Genomic DNA, 17,020 nt, shown 5'->3' with positions numbered 1-17,020 from the left:
GTGGACCAAGGGGCTCGCTATGGCCCAATTCGGAGCGGCTTGATGCCCGACAGTTCGACCGGCGCCACTGTTCGACCGGCAAGACATGCGCCTTTCCCCCGCAGCGTGCTGCTGCTGCAGGGACTGATGGGGCCGTTGTTCCGCAAGCTCGGGCAGGGCCTGATGGCGGCCGGGCACCAGGTGCACAAGGTGAATTTCAACGGCGGCGATCGGGCCTTCTGGCGGCTGCCGGGCGGCATCGATTATCGCGGCACCCTGGCCGACTGGCCGGCGGCGCTGGTCGGCATCATCCGGGATCATGCCATCACCGATGTGATATTGTTCGGTGATTGCCGCGATCATCACATCATCGCAACCCGCGTCTGCCGCGATCTGGGCGTGACGGTGCATGTCTTCGAGGAAGGCTATGTCCGCCCCGATTGGGTCACGCTGGAGCAGGGCGGAGTCAACGGCCACAGCCAACTGCCGCGCGATCCGGACTGGTATCGCGACATGGCGGCCACCCTGCCGCCGGTGCCGGTGCACAATCGCGTGCACAGCAGTTTCGTGCGCCGGGCGACCGAAGGCGTGATCTACAACGCCGCCGATCTGCTCACCCGCTGGCATTATCCCAACTGGAGCAATCACCGCCCCTGGCACCCGCTGATAGAGGCCGCGGGCTGGGCCCGCAAATTGTTGCGGCGCAAACACCGCGAGACACAGGCGGCCGCCCTGCTGGAACAGATCGCAGCCCGGCAGCATCGCTATTTCCTGTTTCCGCTCCAGCTCGATTCCGATGCCCAGATCCGTCTGCATTCGCCATTTGCCGGCATTGCCGATGCGCTGAAGCTGGTGATCGAATCCTTTGCCGCTCATGCCTCCAGCGATGTGCGGCTGGTCGTCAAGGAACATCCCCTCGACAACTGGGTACGCAACTGGGAACAGGAAGCGCTGGACGTGGCAAGCCGTTGTGGCGTGGCCGACCGGGTGGATTATCTGGCGTGGGGCGATATCGAAGCGGTCGCGCAAGGCGCGCTTGGCATGGTGACGATCAACAGCACCAGCGGCACGCTCGGCCTGGCCAAGGGCGTTCCGGTCATCGTGCTGGGCCACGCGGTTTATGATATTCCCGACATCACCTTTCAGGACGGTCTCGATGCCTTCTGGCAGCAGCCAAGCCAGCCTGATCCCGCGACATTTGCCGCGTTTCGGCGCGTGTTGATCGAACGCTGCCTGATCCCCGGAGGGTTTTTCTCCGAAGAGGCGCTGAACAAGGTGGTCCATCACGCCATCGCGCGCTTTGATGGCCGTCCGCTGTTGCCGGAATGATGATCAGGCCGGGTCCTGATACAATAATGTGATGCTGATCCGCCGATTGCGTGGATCGGCTGGGTCGGCCTTCACATAAGGGTCGGTATCGGCCACCCCCTCGATGCGCCGGAAGCGCCCGCCGGGAATGCCGGCGCCCATCAGCAGGCGGCGCGTGGCGTCGGCGCGCGCCGTCGACAGGCTCCAGTTCGACGCGCCGCCCGGCGTCTTGAAGCCCAGCGCATCGGTGTGGCCGCGCACCGCCAGATGATTGGGCGTGTCCTCGATGGCGTGCGCCACCGTCTGCACCAGGCTGCCCGCCGCGCTCGTCGGCGCCGAGGTGCCCAATGAAAACATCGAAAAGTCGGCCCGCTCCACCAGGTCGATGCGCAGCCCATCGCGGGTCTTCACGAACTTCACCTGGCCCTGCAGCCCCTTCAATGTCGGATCGGCCGCCAATTTGCTCTGCAGCTTGCGCACCGTCTGTTCCATCCGCGCTTCATCGCGGGCGCGTGCCTGACCGGTGGCACTGCTGGGGGCCGTGTGTTTTGGGGACGCATTCTCGTCCTGGCCGCTGCCCGGCCGTGTCGTTTTCGCGTCGCTGCCGGCGGCGGTCACTGGGCGCCGGCCCTCGGTTTCGGGGCGGATCGCGCTGCCGTCGGGTGCCATCACTGATCGGCCGCCGAACAGGCCATTGGAACCGCCGCTGTTCTGCATCTGGATCACGGTGGGCGTGAAATAATCGGCGATGCCCTTGCGCTGGTCCTCGGTGGTTGCCCCCAAGATCCACAGCAGCATGAAAAACGCCATCATTGCCGTCACGAAATCGGCATAGGCAATCTTCCAGGCGCCGCCGTGGTGGGCATGGCCGTGCGCCTTCACCTTCTTGATGATGATTTCCGGCTCGATCTTGCCGTCCTGCATCATGGTGATGTGCTCATTTCGCCGTCCGCAGCCCGTCGAAGATCTCGCTGAAGCTTGGCTGGTGCGTTGGGCTGATCGCCGTGCGCGCCGCTTCGATCACCAGCGGCTGCGGCTGGCCTTTCAGCGTGGCGATGATCACCCGGCGCACCACCAGGTAAATCTCGCTGTCCTCATCGATCACCGATTTCAGCCGGGATGCGATCGGGCCGACAATGCCATAACTCAGCAGCACGCCCAGAAACGTGCCGACCAGCGCCGAACCGACCATGGCACCCAGCACCGCCGGCGGCTGATCGATGCTGCCCATCGTCTTGATCACCCCCAGCACGGCCGCGACAATGCCCAACGCCGGCAATGCGTCCGACATGGTCTGCAACCGCTCGACGGGTTTCAGCGCGGCATGGTGATGCGTCTCGATATGCATGTCGATCACCTCTTCGACGGCATAGGGCGCCAGCGTCCCGGTGGACACCACCAGCAGCCGGATCGAATCCGTGACCAGCGCGATGAAGAAATGATCGCCGGCAAATTGCGGATACTCGGCAAAGATGCTGGACGATTTCGGATCCTCGATATGCGGCTCCACCGCCGTCGGGCCATCGGTGCGGAACAGGCGCATCAGCCGCGCGGTCAGGAAAATCGCTGCGCCATAATCGGCCTTCTTGTATTTCGGCCCCTTGATGATGCGCAGAAAGCCACCGCCCATCTCCTTGATGCCCTTGATGTCGGTCGCCACCAGAGTCGCCCCGGCGGCCGCCCCGCCGATGATCAGAAATTCATGCGGCAGCGCATGCAGCACCGGTCCCAGGCTGCCGCCGGTGATCGCAAAGCCGCCGAACACCATGACGATGAGCACGACAAGGCCGACGATCGACAACATGAGGCAGGGCGGCTCCGGATGCGGGTTCGCAAGCGATTACGGCCGGTGCCAAAGCGGATTAAACAACTCCGTTGTGGAGGGGCGTTACCGAATCTCATCCCACAGGCTGAGCCGCGACACCCGCGCGAAACTCGCCTGCGCTGCGTCCAGCACCACGCCCAGCCGATCCAGTCGCGCAATCGCTTCGGCGAGGTCGGTGTCCTCCAGCTTCGACACCTCGGTCCTGATCTGCAACTGCGCCTTGTCCAGCCGCTCGGCCTCTGCCTCGAGCCGCGCGCCGCGCGTGCCCAACGTTGCCTGCGCCGCCGCCAGCCCGTCGATGTGGCCATCAATCGCACCCAGCGCTTCGTCCATCGCGGCATCGAAGAACAACGGCCGCGTTTCGGTCAGGCTTTCGGCCAGATGCGCCAGCGTGTCGAACAGGTTGCGCACCCGCGGTTCTGGCGGCACCTCCGGATCGGGCGGCGGCGCCAGCGGATCGACCGGCGGCAAGGGCGCGGTCACCCCAAACGCCTCCGGCCCGGTTACGCCGGCCGCCAGCGTGCGGCCCAGCACCGCGACGCGTGGGGTTGCGCCAAGCCCGGCCCAGGTCGCCAGCCCGTCCGCATCGTCGGCATAGCTTGGCGGCTGGCCCGCCCCGGCAAACAGCGCCTCGCCATCGGCGCCGCGCGCTTCGGCCAGGCCCCGCGTGGCGGCCAGCAACTCACCCACTTCGCCAGCCAGCACCGCGCGGTCACCGGCGTTCATCGTCGCATTCCGCCCGGCCAGCGCCAATTCCTTGGCCCGCGCCATGATGTCCGCAGTCCCCGCCAGCGCGACCTCGCTCGCCGACAAACGCGACATAGCCGCATCCATCGCCCGGCGCTGCACGTTTCCGGCGGCATCGGCGCGTTTCAACGTGGCGGCACGCGCAAACGCCACCGGATCATCGCCGGGCTTCACCACCTTGCGCCCCGTGGAAATCTGCTGCTGCACATCGGCCAATTGCCGCGACAGATCGGTCAACCGGCGCACCGCCGCATCATGGCCGGACCGCGAGGAGACCGGCGGGATCACCGCGTCAGGCCCAAGATCTGATCGAACAGATCACGCGCCACGCCGATCACCTGGGCATTGGCGCGATATGCGGCCTGCAACCGCGTCAGTTCGGCCGCCTCATATTCCAGATCGACGCCCGACACTGCATCATTGGCCCGCGCCGTGTCTTCCTTCAACGCTGCCGCTGCCGCCTCGAGCCGCCGCGTGTCTGCCACACGCGCGCCGATGCCGGCCGCGTCGGCTGCCAGTTCCGCTTCCAGCGTGCCGTTCGGCCCCGGTTGCAGCCGCAGCCGGCCCAGCGCCAGCGCCTGTACATTGTCCTGGCTGCCGGCCGGGGTGGGGGTGATGCGAAACACATCGCCTTCCGCGCTGTCGGCGGGAATGGTGAAACGCACGCCCGGCCCTTCGATCAGACTGCCATCGGCCGGCACCGTGTCGATCAACGTCCCGCCGCTGTAGATCTCCGCCAAGCCGCCGGCGATGACCGTTATTTGCCACGGCGGCGGCGTCACGTCGCCCCCCGGCAGCGCCAGCGCGGTCGCATCATCGATAATCGTCGGCAGACCCTTGCTTGCATTGCCCGGCGGCGCATCGATCTGCCACCGGCCTGCCGCCGCGACTTCGCTGGGCTGCAACGGGCGCAGCGAAAGCCCACGCGCGCCATCCAGCGGCGCCAGTGTCCATTGGTCCCCGGCCACCCAGCCGCCACCGATGCTCACCGTCAGGCCATCAAGCAGCAACGGCCCCGCACCCGTAACACTCGCCGAGCCGTCACCGCGCGCCAGGGTGAAGCCGGTGCCTTCCGCAATCAGCCGATAGCCGGACACATCCGGCACCGCGCCGTCAGCGAGCACCACATCCACCGGCGCCCGCCCGGCATTGGCCTTGCCCACCGTCGTCGCCACGCCAATCGTCGCAAACAACGCCTGGCCCGGTGCGCCGTCGCCATCCACGCCGCGCGCGTGCCAATCATTCACCAGTGCCGCAAAGCCGATGGCGCTGTTGTCCAGCGCGGTGCGTGCCCGGGCGATATCGGCGCTCGCCTCCAGCAAGCCGGCCAGTCGGCCGGACGCCGGCAGCCGCAACGGCGATGCCGCGAATTCCGGATTCAGCAGCACCGTCTGGCCATCGGGCGCCACCCCGATGCGGCTGCTGTTGCCGGCCTGCGGCACCAGTTGCACCGCCGCCGGCCCGCTGCCCAGCTTCACCTCGACCACGCCGCGCGGGCCTTCGCTGACGCTGATCCGCACTTCGCCGGCCAATTGCGCCAGCAGCCGATCTCGATTGTCGAGTACGCCGGCTGCCGCCGCATCGCCTTCGGTGCCGCGCCGCAACTGCTCGTTCACCCGCACCAACGCGGCGGCCAGATCATTCACCGTGCGCGCCGACAGCGCGGCTGCGCTGCGCACATCGCCGTCCAGCGCCGCCAGCGCCTCGCCATGGCCGGCAAAGGCGGCCGCGGCATCATCGGCCGCAGCCAGAAACAATATCCGAGTCGCGCCATTGGTCGGCGCCGCCGCCAGATCGGTGGCCGCATTGAAAAATGCCCCCACCCGCGCCTCGACCTCGGCGCTCGCCCCCAGCCCCTCCAGCCGTTGCAGCCAGTCCAGCCGGGCCGCAAAACGCGCCTGATCGCCGCTCGCCACCCGCGCCGCATTGGCCTTCAGCGCATCGACATCGCGCGCCAGCGTATCGAACCGCACGCCGGCCGCCGTGGGAGCCAGTTCCAGCGGGCCACCACGGCCGGCCGGCTGGGTGGCCAGCACCGCCCGGCGCCGCACAAAGCCCGGCGTATCGGCATTGGCGACATTGTCGCCTGTCGCATTCAGTGCCCGCTGAAACGCCAGCACTCCCGATCGACCCAGGCTGAGCAAATCCATCAGCGTTTCGCCTCGCGCGCCAGCAGCTGCGCCAGGCCAAGCGGCGCGGCGCTGGTGATGCTGCGGGCGCGGGTTTCATCGATCAGATCGCGGATCTGGTCATTCTTGCCCATAAGATCATCGCCAAGCTTTGCCGCGCGCGCGGTTTTCAGCAGGCGGGTGACTAGCAGCGCTTCGAAATCGCTGCCGGCCTTGGCGGCGCGCTTTGCCTCGTCCGGTGCAGCGTTCAGCGGCTTGGCCTTGTGCAACACGAGGGCAGGGGCGGGCTTGATCTCCATCAGATCACCACCAGTTCGGCCCTGAGCGCACCGGCCGCCTTCAACGCCTCCAGGATCGCCACCAGATCGCCCGGCGCCGCGCCCAGCGCGTTCACCGCATCGACGATATCGCCCAGCTTCGCCCCCGGCGCGAACAGGTTCATCCGCGTCTGCGCTTCGCCGGCTTCCACGCTCGATTGCTGGGTCACCACCGTCTGGCCACGCCCGAACGGACCTGGCTGGCTGGCCTGTTGATTCTCCGTCACCCGCACGGTCAGATTGCCGTGGGCGACGGCGGCCGGCAGGATGCGCACTTCGCCGGAAATCACCACAGTGCCGGTGCGCGCGTTCACGATCACCTTGGCCGGCGGCGGGCTGAGTGACACTTCCAGCGCCTCGATGCGCGCTGCCAATGCAATGCGGCGCGCCACATCATCAGGCGCATTCAACATGATGCGAATACCGTCCTCGGCCCGTGCCACTTCGCCGCCATATTCGCGGTTGATGGCATCGGCGACGGCCTTGGTTGCGGAAAAATCCGGCTCGTTCATATCGAGATGCATCGGGCCGCGCGCCGTGAACGGCGATGCCACCGACCGCTCGACGATGGCCCCGCCCGGCACGCGGCCCGTCGCTGGCGTGCCGACCACGATGCGGCTGCCATCGCGGCCCTCCGCACCAAAGCCGCCCACCGCAAGCGACCCTTGCGACAGCGCATAAATCTCGCCATCCGGCCCCTGCAGGCTGGTCAGCAACAAGGTGCCGCCACGTAGGGATTTCGCCTGGCCCAGTGCCGCCACCGTCACATCCAGCCGCTGCCCCGGCTTGGCGAACGGCGGCAGTTCGGCGGTCACCATCACCGCGGCGGCATTGCGCAGTTGCGGATTGACGCCGGGCGGCAGTTGCACGCCCAGCCGGCCCACGGCCGCGGTCAGCGACTGGATGGTGAATTCCAGATTCTGGTCGCCACTGCCGGTCAGGCCGACCACCACGCCATAGCCGGTCAGCGCGTTGGCGCGCACGCCGGCAAAGCGCGCAATATCCTTTACCCGCTCGGCACCCGCCGGCACCGCCAGCAGCGCAAGAACCAAGGCCATCAACATCCGCATCAGAACGGCAGGATCTTCGTGAAGAAGCGCGCCAGCCAGCCTTGCCGGCTGTTGTCCGCCACCTGGCCAGTGCCGCCAAAGCTGATGTGCGCGTCCGCCACCCGCGTGGATTCCACGCTGTTGTCGGCGCCCAGATCATCGATGCGCACCAGGCCGCTGATCTGCAGATGCTCCTCGCCGCGATTGAGTGCCAACCGCTTCTCGCCGGCCACGCGCAACACGCCGCCGGGCAGCACTTCGGCCACGGTCACCGTAATGCGGCCGAACAATTCGTTGTTTTGTTCGGCCGACCCGCCGCCGGTGAAGCCTTGCGAACTGCCCATCTGCGTCGCGCCCGGCGGCACGCGCGTGAACGGGAAAAATTGCGGCAAGCGGATGCCGGTGTCGCTTTCCCGGTTCGAACCGGCGCTGGCGGATTTTGATGCCGTGGTGCGCTCGGTCAGGCGGATGGTGATCAGATCGCCCACCCGCCGCGCCCGCCGGTCCGTCACCAGCCCGGTGAAACTGGCCGGATCGAACAGGCTGCCGGTTGCAACCGCCACCACCGGCGGCGGCGCCGGCAGGGCAGGGGGCATGGGCTTCACCTTCGCCGCCTGCGCCGGCGCCGCGACCAGCAGCAGCACGGCCCCCGCCGACTTAAACATTCTGCACCACGTACCGGCTCATTTCATCCGCGGCGCTGATCACCTTCGAATTGATCTCATACGCCCGCTGCGTCTCGATCATGTCGACCAGCTCCTGCACGGTCGACACATTCGATCCCTCCAGCATCCCCTGGCGGATCTGCCCCATGCCGGCCTGGCCCGCCACGCCCTGCGTCGGCGGGCCGGACCCAGCCGTTTCGCGATACAGATTGTCCCCCACCGGCATCAGCCCGGCCGGGTTCAGGAACCGCGCCAGTTGCATCTGCCCCACCTCGACCGGCGCCGCCTGGCCGGGCAGGCTCGCGGTTACCGTGCCATCGGGCGCAATCACCAATTGCGTTGCGCCGTCCGGCACCGTCAGCGGCTGCGCGAGCCGCAAGCCCGCCGTCGTCACGATCTCGCCGGTTGCCGACAATTTGAAGCCGCCGTCGCGCGTGAAGCCAATCGTGCCATCCGGCATCTGCACCGCGAAAAACCCGGCACCATCCACGGCCAGATCGAGCGCATTGTCGGTCTGGATCATGTTGCCCTGCGCATGAATCCGCTCGGTGCCGACCACGCGCACCCCGGTGCCGGTGCCCAGCCCGGTGGCATATTGGCTGTCCGCGCCGCTGGCCGCGCCCGGGCTGCGGTCATCCTGATACATCAGGCTGGCGAAATTGGCGCGGTCACGCTTGAACCCGGTGGTCGACACGTTCGCCAGATTGTTCGAGATCGTCTTCATGCGCTGATCGAGCGCATCCAGCCCCGAACGCGCGATCTGCAAGGCCGTGGTCATCGCCCAAACTCCTTCACAAAACGTCTCCTTACTTGCCATCCATGCCGAGCAGCCGCGCGCTGGCCTCGTCCATTTCCTGCGCCAGCCGGAGCAGCCGCGCGTTCACCTCGAACCCGCGCTGCTCCTCGACCAGCTCCACCAACGCTTGCGCGGCGGTGATGTTGGCGCTTTCCAGTGCGCCGGTTTCCAGCCGCGCGGCGGGATCGGCAGGCAACGCTTCTTCGGGCAGAAACAGCCCATCGGCCGCCTTGTCGCGCGACTTCAAACTGCTGCCATCGACCAGCTTCAATTTGCCGAGTGGCTGCTGCCCGTCGGGCAGGGTCGCGGTGATGGTGCCATCCTCACCAATCGTCAGCGCCGCACCCGGCGGCACCGAGATCGGCGCGCTGTTGGCATTCAGCACCACGCGGCCATCGCCCAGCGTGATCAGCCCGGCCGCATTCACCTGCAGATCGCCGCGCCGCATATAGCCCTCGCGCACCTCGCCGCCCACCACCGGGCCTTGCACGGCCAGCCAGGCGTCGCCGCCCAGCGCGATGTCCAACGGGCGTCCGGTGGCTGCAATCCGTCCGGGCGCATGCGGCGTCGCCAGGCTCGGCGCGCCGGTCTGCGCGCGGCTCGCCCAGGCGCCGTCCACATCGCGGGCTGCGCCCAGGTATCGGCTTTCCTGCGCCACCACATCGCGGCGGAAGCCCGGCACGCCGGCGTTGGCCAGATTGTTGGCCGTCACCAGTTGCTCGCGCGCCCGGGCGTTCAGGCCCGATAAGGTGGTGTAGATCAGCCGATCCATATCAGCTTCTCAGGTTGATGATGGTCTGCATCAACTGATTGTCGGTCTCGATGGATTTGGCCGCTGCCTGGAAATTGCGCTGCGCTGCGATCAGATTGACCAGCTCGGTGGTCAGATCGACGTTGGACCGCTCCAGATTGCCCGACAGCAAGGTGCCGATGCCGTTGCGGCCCGCTTCGCCGGTGATCGCCTCGCCCGATTGCGGCGTCACCACCCAGCTCGCATCACCGGTTTGCTTCAGCCCCTGCGGGTTGGAGAAATTCGCCAGCGCCACCTTGCCGAGCACCTGCACCTCGCCATTGGAAAAACTGGCGCGCAACAGGCCGGCGGCATCGATCGACACGCTTTCCAGTTGGCCGGCGGGCACGCCGTCCTGCTCGATCACCGCCACGCTGAACGGTTGCGCCTGTTGGGTAGTGGCGGTGCCGTGATCGACGTTCAGCGCCAGCGGCGCCGTGCTGCCCGGCGATGTGATCGGATCAAAGGCGAACGGCGCCACCGGGGCGGTCAACACGCCGGCGGCATCGAATTCCATCGGCAGGCCCGGCGTGCCGCCCACGGTCAGTTCGGTATCGCCCACGAACACGCGCGCCGTCCAGCGGTGGAAGGGGTCAACAACATCGGCCACCGTATCGCGCACATAATAGATGGTCGCCGCCAGCGGATTGCCGAGATTGTCGAACACGGTTGTCGATGTGCTGGCGTTGAACGTCGCTGCATTGTCACGATCGAACACGTAGGGGTTCAGCGGCGTGTAGATCGGCGAGTTTGCAATGATCGGTGCATCGGCCGGCAGATTGGTCGAGATATTGATCGCCGTGGTCGGCACCGGTACCCCCGACGCCAGCGGCAGGATCGCGTTCACAGTCGCATCAAGGCCGGTGTTCAGCACTGCGCCATTTTCGGTGGTGGTGAACAATTGCAGTTGCCGCCCCTGCGCATCGACGATGTTGCGATCCGCGTTCACGCCAAAGGCGCCGTTGCGGGTGAAATGCGTCTGCGTGCCGCCGGGACCGGATTTCACGACGAAAAACCCCTGGCCGGCAATGGTCAGATCCAGCGCCGAGGTGGAGGTTTCGGTCGCGCCCTGGCCGAACTGCTGGGTGATGGCGCGCACCGTGGTGCCCGAACCGACCACGCGGTTGGGGTTGGACAGCGGTGACACCGCGAAAATATCGCCAAACGCCACCCGGCTGCGCTTGAAGCCGGTGGTGCCGACATTGGCGATATTGTTGGCGATGGTGGACATGTCGGTCTGGGCACCGGACAGCCCGGTGAGCGCGGTGTAAAAGGCCATGATGTCACTCCTGTGGCGGGTTGGTGGCTGCGATCAATTGGTCGAGCCTTTGCGTGATTTCGGCCAGCTTGGCGTTGGTTTCGGTGGTGCCGGCGAGCTGGCTGAACATCGCCATCTGCTGGACATATTGCAGGTTATCGACCGGCTTGGTCGGGTCCTGGTTTTTCAGTTGCGCCGTCATCAGGGCCAGGAAATCGCCCTGATCGAGCGTGGCCTTCGGCTCGCGGCGCGGCGGCTGCGGTGCGGGCGGGATTGCCGAGGGCAGGGGATCAATCCCGCTCATTTGCCGATCCGCAGCGTATCGAGCGCCAGGCCGCGCGCGGTGCTGAGCACTTCGACATTGTTCGCATAGGCCCTGGCTGTTTCGACCATTTCGACCATCTCCTGGTTGGGATCCACCGCCGCCTGCCAGACATGCCCGGTGGCGTCGGCCAGCGGGTGGTGGGGATCGAGCTTGCGTTCCGGCGTGCCAGTGCGCGCCATGCTGGCCACATCCACGGTGGCAGCGGCGCCATCGTAGCTGGTGGCAAACACCGGGCGCAGCGCGCGATAGGCGCCCTGTTCGGTGCCGGAAATGCTGCCCGCATTGGCCAGGTTGGATGCGATGGCGTTCATCCGCACCAGTTGCGAGGCCATGGCCCGCCCGGCGATATCGAAGGTGGAAAGGCCCTTCATCATTCTGGCCGCATCGCGCTCATCAGCGTCTGGATGCGTCCGGTCAGGAACTCCAGGCTGGCGCGATATTTGAGGGCGTTTTCGGCAAAGGCCGCCTGTTCGGTGGCCATTTCCACCGTATTGCCATCGATGCTGGGCTGCAGCGCGGCACGATATTTCAGCCCGCCCGTTTCGCCAGCCAACAGGCCCGCGAAACCGCTGCCATTGATCCGCGCCAACGCCGCATCGGCGTCCAGATCGCGGGCCTTGAAACCCGGCGTGTTGGCGTTGGCGATATTGCCGGCAATCACATCCAGCCGCTGGCCCCTCAGCTTCAGGGCGGCGGCGGACAAACCAAGGGCTGTGTCGAGCATCGTCATGCCGCCGGCAATGCACAGGGCGTGCCAAATGCGATTGCGGACGGAAAGACACCGGCTGGGGCCCGGGGCTCGGCAATTGCCTGCCGCTGCGGCGGCAAGCCCTTGCCGGCCCCGGGCCGGGTTGCGGCACGCCATCGCGAGGGGGAAGACGATTGGCGCGGTTCTTGCTGGTCAGGCTGGTGATGCCGGGGGAACGCACCCTCGCCTGACCGAAAGGAACAACGGCCGATGCGCGCCAGGTTTAAACGCATGGATGTGAAATTTGCGCATGTCGCCATCGGCGCCACCGGGCTGGTGGTGCTGCTGTTTGCCGGCCGCGCGCATGCGCAAGGCATCCCGGCGCTGCATGATGTGCCGGCCTTGCGCACCAGCGTGGAGCGTTTTGCCGGCGCTGCTGCCCGCCTCGATCCCCGGCTGGTGGTGCCGCGCTGCCCGTCGCCAGCGCTCAGCTGGGCGCGCGCCGACGTGGTGCGCGCCGATTGTGCCGATCCGGTGTGGACGCTTTATGTGCCGGTCGCCGTGGCCATGGCGGCCGCCACCCAGGCCCCCGCAAGAACCAAACCCGCCATCCGCCGCGGCGAGCGCGTGCTGGTGGAGGCCAGCGGCCCCGGCTTCGCGATTTCCATGGAGGCCGAAGCCGAACGCGACGCCGATGGCACCCGCATCGCGCTGAAAGGTCCCGCCGGCCGCCGCTTCACCGGGCGCATCGCGGATGACGGCCGGGTCGTGCTGGCGCGGTGATTTAAAGCCCATGGTGAACGGCCGTTAACGGCGTTGTGCGGGCCATGACCATGCGCCGCCAAGGACAAGGACCAAAGCAGATGATCGATGGAATCAATGGTGGAAACCCGCTGCGCGGCGCCTTCACCGCCCGCAATCTGCCCGCTCCCGAAAGCACCGCAAGCGACCCGGCCAAGCCCGTGCGCCGCATCGCGCCATCCGCGCCAGTCGCCGGCAGCCGCGTCGCGCCGAAGGCTGTCGTGAAGGATCTGGCCAGCGCCCCGCCAGTGAACGCGGCGCGCGTCGCCGAACTGCGCGCCGCGATGCAGTTGGGCCGCCTGCCCATCGATCCCGATGCCATTGCCGGCGCCATGCTGAAGCTTGATCGCGGCCGGGCATAACCATGGCCGCCAGCATCGATGATCTCGCCAGCGCCCTGGTCGACGCGATTCGCGCCGAATTGGCCGCGCTCGATTCCGAAGATCCCGATGCGATCCAGAACGCCACCGCGATCAAGGCCGCCGCGCTGGCTGCCGTGCAGGCCGCTGTGGCCAAGGGCGCCGCGCCGCCGCGCCCGCTGCTCGAACAGGCGCGCGACCTCAACAGCGAAGCCATCCTGCGCAGCCGCGCCAAGCTGATCAGCGTCGAGCGCCGGCTGGTTGCGCTGCGCCCGCCCGGCGCCGCGCTGCGCGCCGAAGCCATCACCTATGGCCGCGACGGACGCTGGGCATGATGCGGTTGGCACAAGCGTTGCAAAGCCGGTCATCATGACCAGCGCCATCGCCCTCAATCCGGCCCGCACCGGGATTATCGCTGCCGTCGAACAGGCCGCACAACGCACCGGTGTCGATTTTTCCTATCTGCTCGCCAACGCCCGCGCCGAATCCGGGCTCAACCCGGGCGCCCGTGCCAACACGTCGTCCGCCAGCGGGCTGTTCCAGTTCACCGACGCCACCTGGCTGGGCGTCGTCGCCCGCCATGGCGAAAAACATGGGCTGGGCTGGGCGGCCGACGCGCTGAGGAACGGCGCCAGCCGCGCCATGAAGGACACGATATTATCCTTGCGCCACAATGCCGAAGCCGCCGCAGCCATGGCCGGCGAATTCACGCGGGACAACGCCGCTGCCCTCGAAAAATCGCTGGGCCGCGCCGCCGGTTCGGCCGATCTCTATCTGGCGGCCTTCTTCGGCGTCGGCGGGGCGATCAAGTTTCTCGGCGCCATGGCCGCCAACCCTGGCGCCGCCGCTGCCAATCTGCTGCCCGCCGCCGCCGCCGCCAACCGCAGCACCTTCTTCCACAAGGATGGCAGCGCGCGTTCCCTGACCGAAGTTCACGATCTCGTCGCCAGCCGCATCAACCGGCACATGGGCAGCAGCGCGGCAATATCGGCGGGCAAGCCGTTGCCGCCCACCGGCAGAATATCGCCGTCGGCTGATCCAGCGCTCGCCGCCTCGCGCGCCAAACTCGCCTATCTCGTGCTGGCGGCGATGCAATGAGCGCAATGACATTTCTTGGCGCCAGCCTTCCCGCCCAGCTCAAGGCCAATCTCACCGCCCGCACCGCGCTGATGCCCGCCGCCATCCTGGTGCTGGTCGGCCTGATGGTCGTCCCGCTGCCGGCGCTGCTGCTCGATCTGTTCTTCGTCACCAACATCGCGGTTGCGCTGATCGTGCTGATGGTGGCCATCAACATCCGCCAGCCGCTGGATTTCTCGGCCTTTCCCACGGTGTTGCTCTACGCCACGCTGCTGCGCCTCGCCTTGAATGTCGCCTCCACCCGCGTCGTGCTGGTGCATGGCCACGAAGGCACGGCGGCCGCCGGGCATGTGATCGAAAGCTTCGGCAATTTCCTGGTCGGCGGCGATTATGTCGTCGGCCTGTTCGTGTTCGGCGTGCTGATGATCATCAACCTGGTCGTCATCACCAAGGGCGCGGGCCGCGTCTCCGAAGTCGCCGCCCGCTTCACCCTCGATGCGCTGCCCGGCAAGCAGATGGCCATCGATGCTGATCTGAACGCCGGCCTGATCACTGCCGACGATGCCCGGATGCGCCGCGCCGAAGTCACCACCGAAGCCGATTTCCACGGTGCCATGGATGGCTCATCCAAGTTCGTGAAGGGCGATGCCGTCGCCGGCGTGCTGATCCTCGCCATCAACATCATCGGCGGGCTGATCCTCGGCACCGTCTCCCACGATCTGTCGCTGGCCGATGCAGCCCGCACCTATCTGCTGCTCGCCGTCGGCGATGGCCTCGTCGCGCAAGTCCCGGCGCTGCTGCTCTCCATCGCCGCCGCCATGGTGGTGACGCGCGTCGGCAAGACCCAGGATCTTGCCGGCCAGGTTGGTGCCCAACTCGGCCTCAACGCCCCCTGGCTGCCGGTTGGCGTCATCCTCGCCTTGCTCGGCCTGCTGCCCGGCATGCCGCTGCTCATCGTCGCGCCGGCCGCCGGCACCGCTTTCTGGCTGGCCCTGCGCAAACGGCCCACGCCGCCACCCGAACCCGTCACCACCAGCAGTGACGCGCCTGACAGCAGCGCCCGCATCGATTGGGCCGATGTTGCCGATACTGCGCCGGCCGCCCTCGATATCGGCTTTGCGCTGGTGCCCCTGGTCGACGAAGCCCGCGATGCCCCGCTGATGGGCCGCATCACGGCCGTCCGCCGGCAATTGTCCAAGAATCTCGGCTTCGTCCTCCCCCAGGTCCGCGTCCGCGACGATCTCGGCCTCGCGCCCTTCCGCTACCGCATCACGCTGGCCGGCGTTGTGGTGGGCGAAGACGAGATTTTCCCCGACGACATGCTGGCCATCGAAGCCGGCCCGATCGCCACCGTCATTCCAGGCCGCGAATGCGCCGATCCTGCCTTTGGCCTGCCCGCGCGCTGGATCGACCCGGCCGAAGCCGATCTTGCCGAAGCCGCCGGCTATACGGTGGTCGATCCCGCTGCCGTCGTTGGCACCCACCTCAACCAATTGCTGGCCCTGCACGCGCACCGCCTGCTCGGCCAGGACGACACGCAGGCGCTGCTCGACACGCTGACCGATACGGCACCCGCCCTGGCCGGCGCCCTCACGCCCAAACTCCTCTCCGTCGCCGTCGTCACGCAAGTCCTGCAGCGCCTGCTCGAAGAAGCCATCCCCATCCGCGACCTGCGCTCCATCGCCGCCGCGCTGGTCGCCGCCGCGCCCAAGACGCAAGACCCCGCCGAACTCGCCGAACTGATCCGGCCGGCTCTCGGCCTGGCACTCGTCCAGCAACTGGCCGGCGTGAAGGGCGCGCTGCTTGCCGTTGCCCTCGATCCGGGGCTGGAGGGTCTGCTCGTCCAGGCGGTGCGCGCCAATCCGGGCGCCACACATCCCTTCGATCCGGCGCTCGTCACCCGCGTCGCCGAAGCGGCTGCCACGGCTTGCGCGCCGCTGCTCGCTGCCGGCCGCCGCTTCGCCATCGTCACCGTGCCGCAAATCCGCCGGCCGCTCTGGCAGATGCTGCGTGCCCGCCTCGCCGGCGTCGCCGTGCTCGCCTTCCCCGATATCCCCGATGATCGCGACGTCGAAGTGGCAGCAGTGATTGGGGCCATCATCGGTGCTGCCAACCAACCCAAAGGAGACGCCTGATGGACGCCCGCCTCGGCCTTGATCCCGCGCTCTATGCCCCGGCCCGGCTGGCGCAAGTCGATCCCGAACGCCTGATCTCCAGCCATCTGCAACTGGTGCGCCGCGTCGCCTGGCACGTCCATGCCCGCGTTTCGTCCGCGATCGAGGTCGAGGATCTCGTGCAGATCGGCATGATCGCGCTGATCGAATCCGCCCGCAGCTTCGAAGATCGCGGCCATGCGGCGTTTGCCACCTATGCCAGCGTGCGCGTGCGCGGCGCCATGATCGATCATTTGCGCAAAGGCGCCACGCTGGTGCGCTCGGCCATGCGCCGCAAGCGCGAATGGGGCCAGGTCCGCGCCCGGCTGGAAGGGAAACTGGGCCGCAGCGCCACCGAAGCCGAAATGGCCGCGGCACTGGAGATCAGCCTCGCCGATTACCGCACCGGCATGGCGCAAACTCACGGCGCGCACACCGAAAGCATAGACGATGTCTATTCCGATCACAGCGACTGGTTTGCCAGCGAGGATCCCGACGCCCACGACGTGCTGGAAAGCGACCGCCGCCGCCGCGCCATCGCCGCCGCCATCGCGACGTTGCCCGAACGCGAAGCCCGCGTGCTGCAACTCTACTTCGTCGAGGAGCTGAACCTGGAGGAAATCGGCCAGGTCCTCGGCGTCGGCGCCGCCCGCATCTGCCAGATCAAGAAAGCTGCCCTTACCAAATTGCGCGGCACGCTCACCGGCTGGGCGGACAATGCGGACGACTGACGATTGAGGTGATTGCACGGTGC

20 protein-coding genes are annotated in these 17,020 nt (G+C 67.3%); 7 read left to right on the top strand and 13 right to left on the bottom strand.

What is annotated here, in order from left to right; genetic code table 11:
* Positions 1 to 42 precede the first annotated feature (42 nt).
* Positions 43 to 1,308: a capsule biosynthesis protein gene (locus tag ACTIEZ_RS06120; RefSeq protein ID WP_439545771.1), complete on the top strand. Its 1,266-nt coding sequence runs from the start codon at positions 43 to 45 to the stop codon at positions 1,306 to 1,308.
* 3 nt (positions 1,309 to 1,311) lie between these two features.
* Here ACTIEZ_RS06120 and ACTIEZ_RS06115 read toward each other — a convergent pair whose 3' ends face one another.
* The 13 genes from ACTIEZ_RS06115 to flgB form a co-directional block, all read right to left on the bottom strand.
* Positions 1,312 to 2,214 (bottom strand): flagellar motor protein MotB, encoded by a 903-nt coding sequence (locus ACTIEZ_RS06115; RefSeq protein WP_439545770.1) that lies wholly within the window; start codon positions 2,212 to 2,214, stop codon positions 1,312 to 1,314.
* A 10-nt stretch (positions 2,215 to 2,224) separates the two neighbouring features.
* The gene (gene motA, locus ACTIEZ_RS06110; RefSeq protein WP_439545769.1) at positions 2,225 to 3,091 is read right to left on the bottom strand and encodes a flagellar motor stator protein MotA; all 867 of its coding nucleotides are present in this window, start codon (positions 3,089 to 3,091) and stop codon (positions 2,225 to 2,227) included.
* 84 nt (positions 3,092 to 3,175) lie between these two features.
* A complete protein-coding gene (locus ACTIEZ_RS06105) occupies positions 3,176 to 4,147 on the bottom strand; it encodes a flagellin N-terminal helical domain-containing protein (RefSeq protein ID WP_439545768.1) in 972 nt (323 codons plus the stop codon).
* Entirely contained in the window at positions 4,144 to 6,009 is a 1,866-nt protein-coding gene (locus ACTIEZ_RS06100) for a FlgK family flagellar hook-associated protein (RefSeq protein WP_439545767.1), read from the bottom strand. Before ACTIEZ_RS06100 ends, ACTIEZ_RS06105 begins: the two co-directional genes overlap by 4 nt.
* Complete coding sequence (locus ACTIEZ_RS06095; RefSeq protein WP_439545766.1) at positions 6,009 to 6,287, bottom strand: hypothetical protein; 279 nt, start codon at positions 6,285 to 6,287, stop codon at positions 6,009 to 6,011. Before ACTIEZ_RS06095 ends, ACTIEZ_RS06100 begins: the two co-directional genes overlap by 1 nt.
* A complete protein-coding gene (locus ACTIEZ_RS06090) occupies positions 6,287 to 7,363 on the bottom strand; it encodes a flagellar basal body P-ring protein FlgI (protein WP_439545765.1) in 1,077 nt (358 codons plus the stop codon). The genes ACTIEZ_RS06095 and ACTIEZ_RS06090 overlap by 1 nt, the downstream gene beginning before the upstream one ends.
* Before the next feature lie 11 nt (positions 7,364 to 7,374).
* On the bottom strand, positions 7,375 to 7,998 hold the full coding sequence (locus ACTIEZ_RS06085) for a flagellar basal body L-ring protein FlgH (protein ID WP_439545764.1): 624 nt from the start codon (positions 7,996 to 7,998) through the stop codon (positions 7,375 to 7,377).
* A 13-nt stretch (positions 7,999 to 8,011) separates the two neighbouring features.
* Positions 8,012 to 8,797 carry a flagellar basal-body rod protein FlgG gene (flgG, locus tag ACTIEZ_RS06080; protein ID WP_439545763.1) on the bottom strand — a complete coding sequence of 262 codons (786 nt, stop codon included), beginning with the start codon at positions 8,795 to 8,797 and terminating at the stop codon, positions 8,012 to 8,014.
* A 28-nt stretch (positions 8,798 to 8,825) separates the two neighbouring features.
* Positions 8,826 to 9,587 carry a flagellar hook-basal body complex protein gene (locus ACTIEZ_RS06075; RefSeq protein WP_439545762.1) on the bottom strand — a complete coding sequence of 254 codons (762 nt, stop codon included), beginning with the start codon at positions 9,585 to 9,587 and terminating at the stop codon, positions 8,826 to 8,828.
* 1 nt (position 9,588) lies between these two features.
* Positions 9,589 to 10,884: a flagellar hook protein FlgE gene (locus tag ACTIEZ_RS06070; protein ID WP_439545761.1), complete on the bottom strand. Its 1,296-nt coding sequence runs from the start codon at positions 10,882 to 10,884 to the stop codon at positions 9,589 to 9,591.
* Positions 10,885 to 10,888: 4 nt separating this feature from the next.
* A complete protein-coding gene (locus ACTIEZ_RS06065; protein ID WP_439545760.1) occupies positions 10,889 to 11,167 on the bottom strand; it encodes a flagellar hook assembly protein FlgD in 279 nt (92 codons plus the stop codon).
* Positions 11,164 to 11,562 carry a flagellar basal body rod protein FlgC gene (flgC, locus tag ACTIEZ_RS06060; RefSeq protein ID WP_439545759.1) on the bottom strand — a complete coding sequence of 133 codons (399 nt, stop codon included), beginning with the start codon at positions 11,560 to 11,562 and terminating at the stop codon, positions 11,164 to 11,166. The genes ACTIEZ_RS06065 and flgC overlap by 4 nt, the downstream gene beginning before the upstream one ends.
* Positions 11,559 to 11,918, bottom strand: a complete 360-nt coding sequence (gene flgB / locus ACTIEZ_RS06055; protein WP_439545758.1) for a flagellar basal body rod protein FlgB — start codon at positions 11,916 to 11,918, stop codon at positions 11,559 to 11,561. Before flgB ends, flgC begins: the two co-directional genes overlap by 4 nt.
* Before the next feature lie 228 nt (positions 11,919 to 12,146).
* On the opposite strand from flgB, the gene ACTIEZ_RS06050 reads away from it, so the two are divergent.
* The 6 genes from ACTIEZ_RS06050 to ACTIEZ_RS06025 all read left to right on the top strand — a co-directional run bounded on the left by ACTIEZ_RS06050 (position 12,147) and on the right by ACTIEZ_RS06025 (position 16,997).
* Complete coding sequence (locus ACTIEZ_RS06050) at positions 12,147 to 12,659, top strand: flagella basal body P-ring formation protein FlgA (RefSeq protein ID WP_439545757.1); 513 nt, start codon at positions 12,147 to 12,149, stop codon at positions 12,657 to 12,659.
* An 80-nt stretch (positions 12,660 to 12,739) separates the two neighbouring features.
* Positions 12,740 to 13,039 carry a flagellar biosynthesis anti-sigma factor FlgM gene (gene flgM / locus ACTIEZ_RS06045; RefSeq protein ID WP_439545756.1) on the top strand — a complete coding sequence of 100 codons (300 nt, stop codon included), beginning with the start codon at positions 12,740 to 12,742 and terminating at the stop codon, positions 13,037 to 13,039.
* A gap of 2 nt (positions 13,040 to 13,041) precedes the next feature.
* Positions 13,042 to 13,371, top strand: coding sequence for a hypothetical protein (locus ACTIEZ_RS06040; protein WP_439545755.1), 330 nt, complete (start codon positions 13,042 to 13,044; stop codon positions 13,369 to 13,371).
* 34 nt (positions 13,372 to 13,405) lie between these two features.
* A complete protein-coding gene (locus ACTIEZ_RS06035) occupies positions 13,406 to 14,134 on the top strand; it encodes a transglycosylase SLT domain-containing protein (protein WP_439545754.1) in 729 nt (242 codons plus the stop codon).
* Between the two features lie 5 nt (positions 14,135 to 14,139).
* A complete protein-coding gene (gene flhA / locus ACTIEZ_RS06030; protein WP_439545753.1) occupies positions 14,140 to 16,248 on the top strand; it encodes a flagellar biosynthesis protein FlhA in 2,109 nt (702 codons plus the stop codon).
* The gene (locus ACTIEZ_RS06025) at positions 16,248 to 16,997 is read left to right on the top strand and encodes a sigma-70 family RNA polymerase sigma factor (RefSeq protein WP_439545752.1); all 750 of its coding nucleotides are present in this window, start codon (positions 16,248 to 16,250) and stop codon (positions 16,995 to 16,997) included. The genes flhA and ACTIEZ_RS06025 overlap by 1 nt, the downstream gene beginning before the upstream one ends.
* Positions 16,998 to 17,020 lie beyond the last annotated feature (23 nt).

The organism is Sandarakinorhabdus sp., from assembly GCF_051860625.1.
Classification (GTDB): Bacteria; Pseudomonadota; Alphaproteobacteria; order Sphingomonadales; family Sphingomonadaceae; genus Sandarakinorhabdus.
Note: the sequence above shows the minus strand (reverse complement) of the source record. Positions and strands in the feature narration are given on the sequence as shown.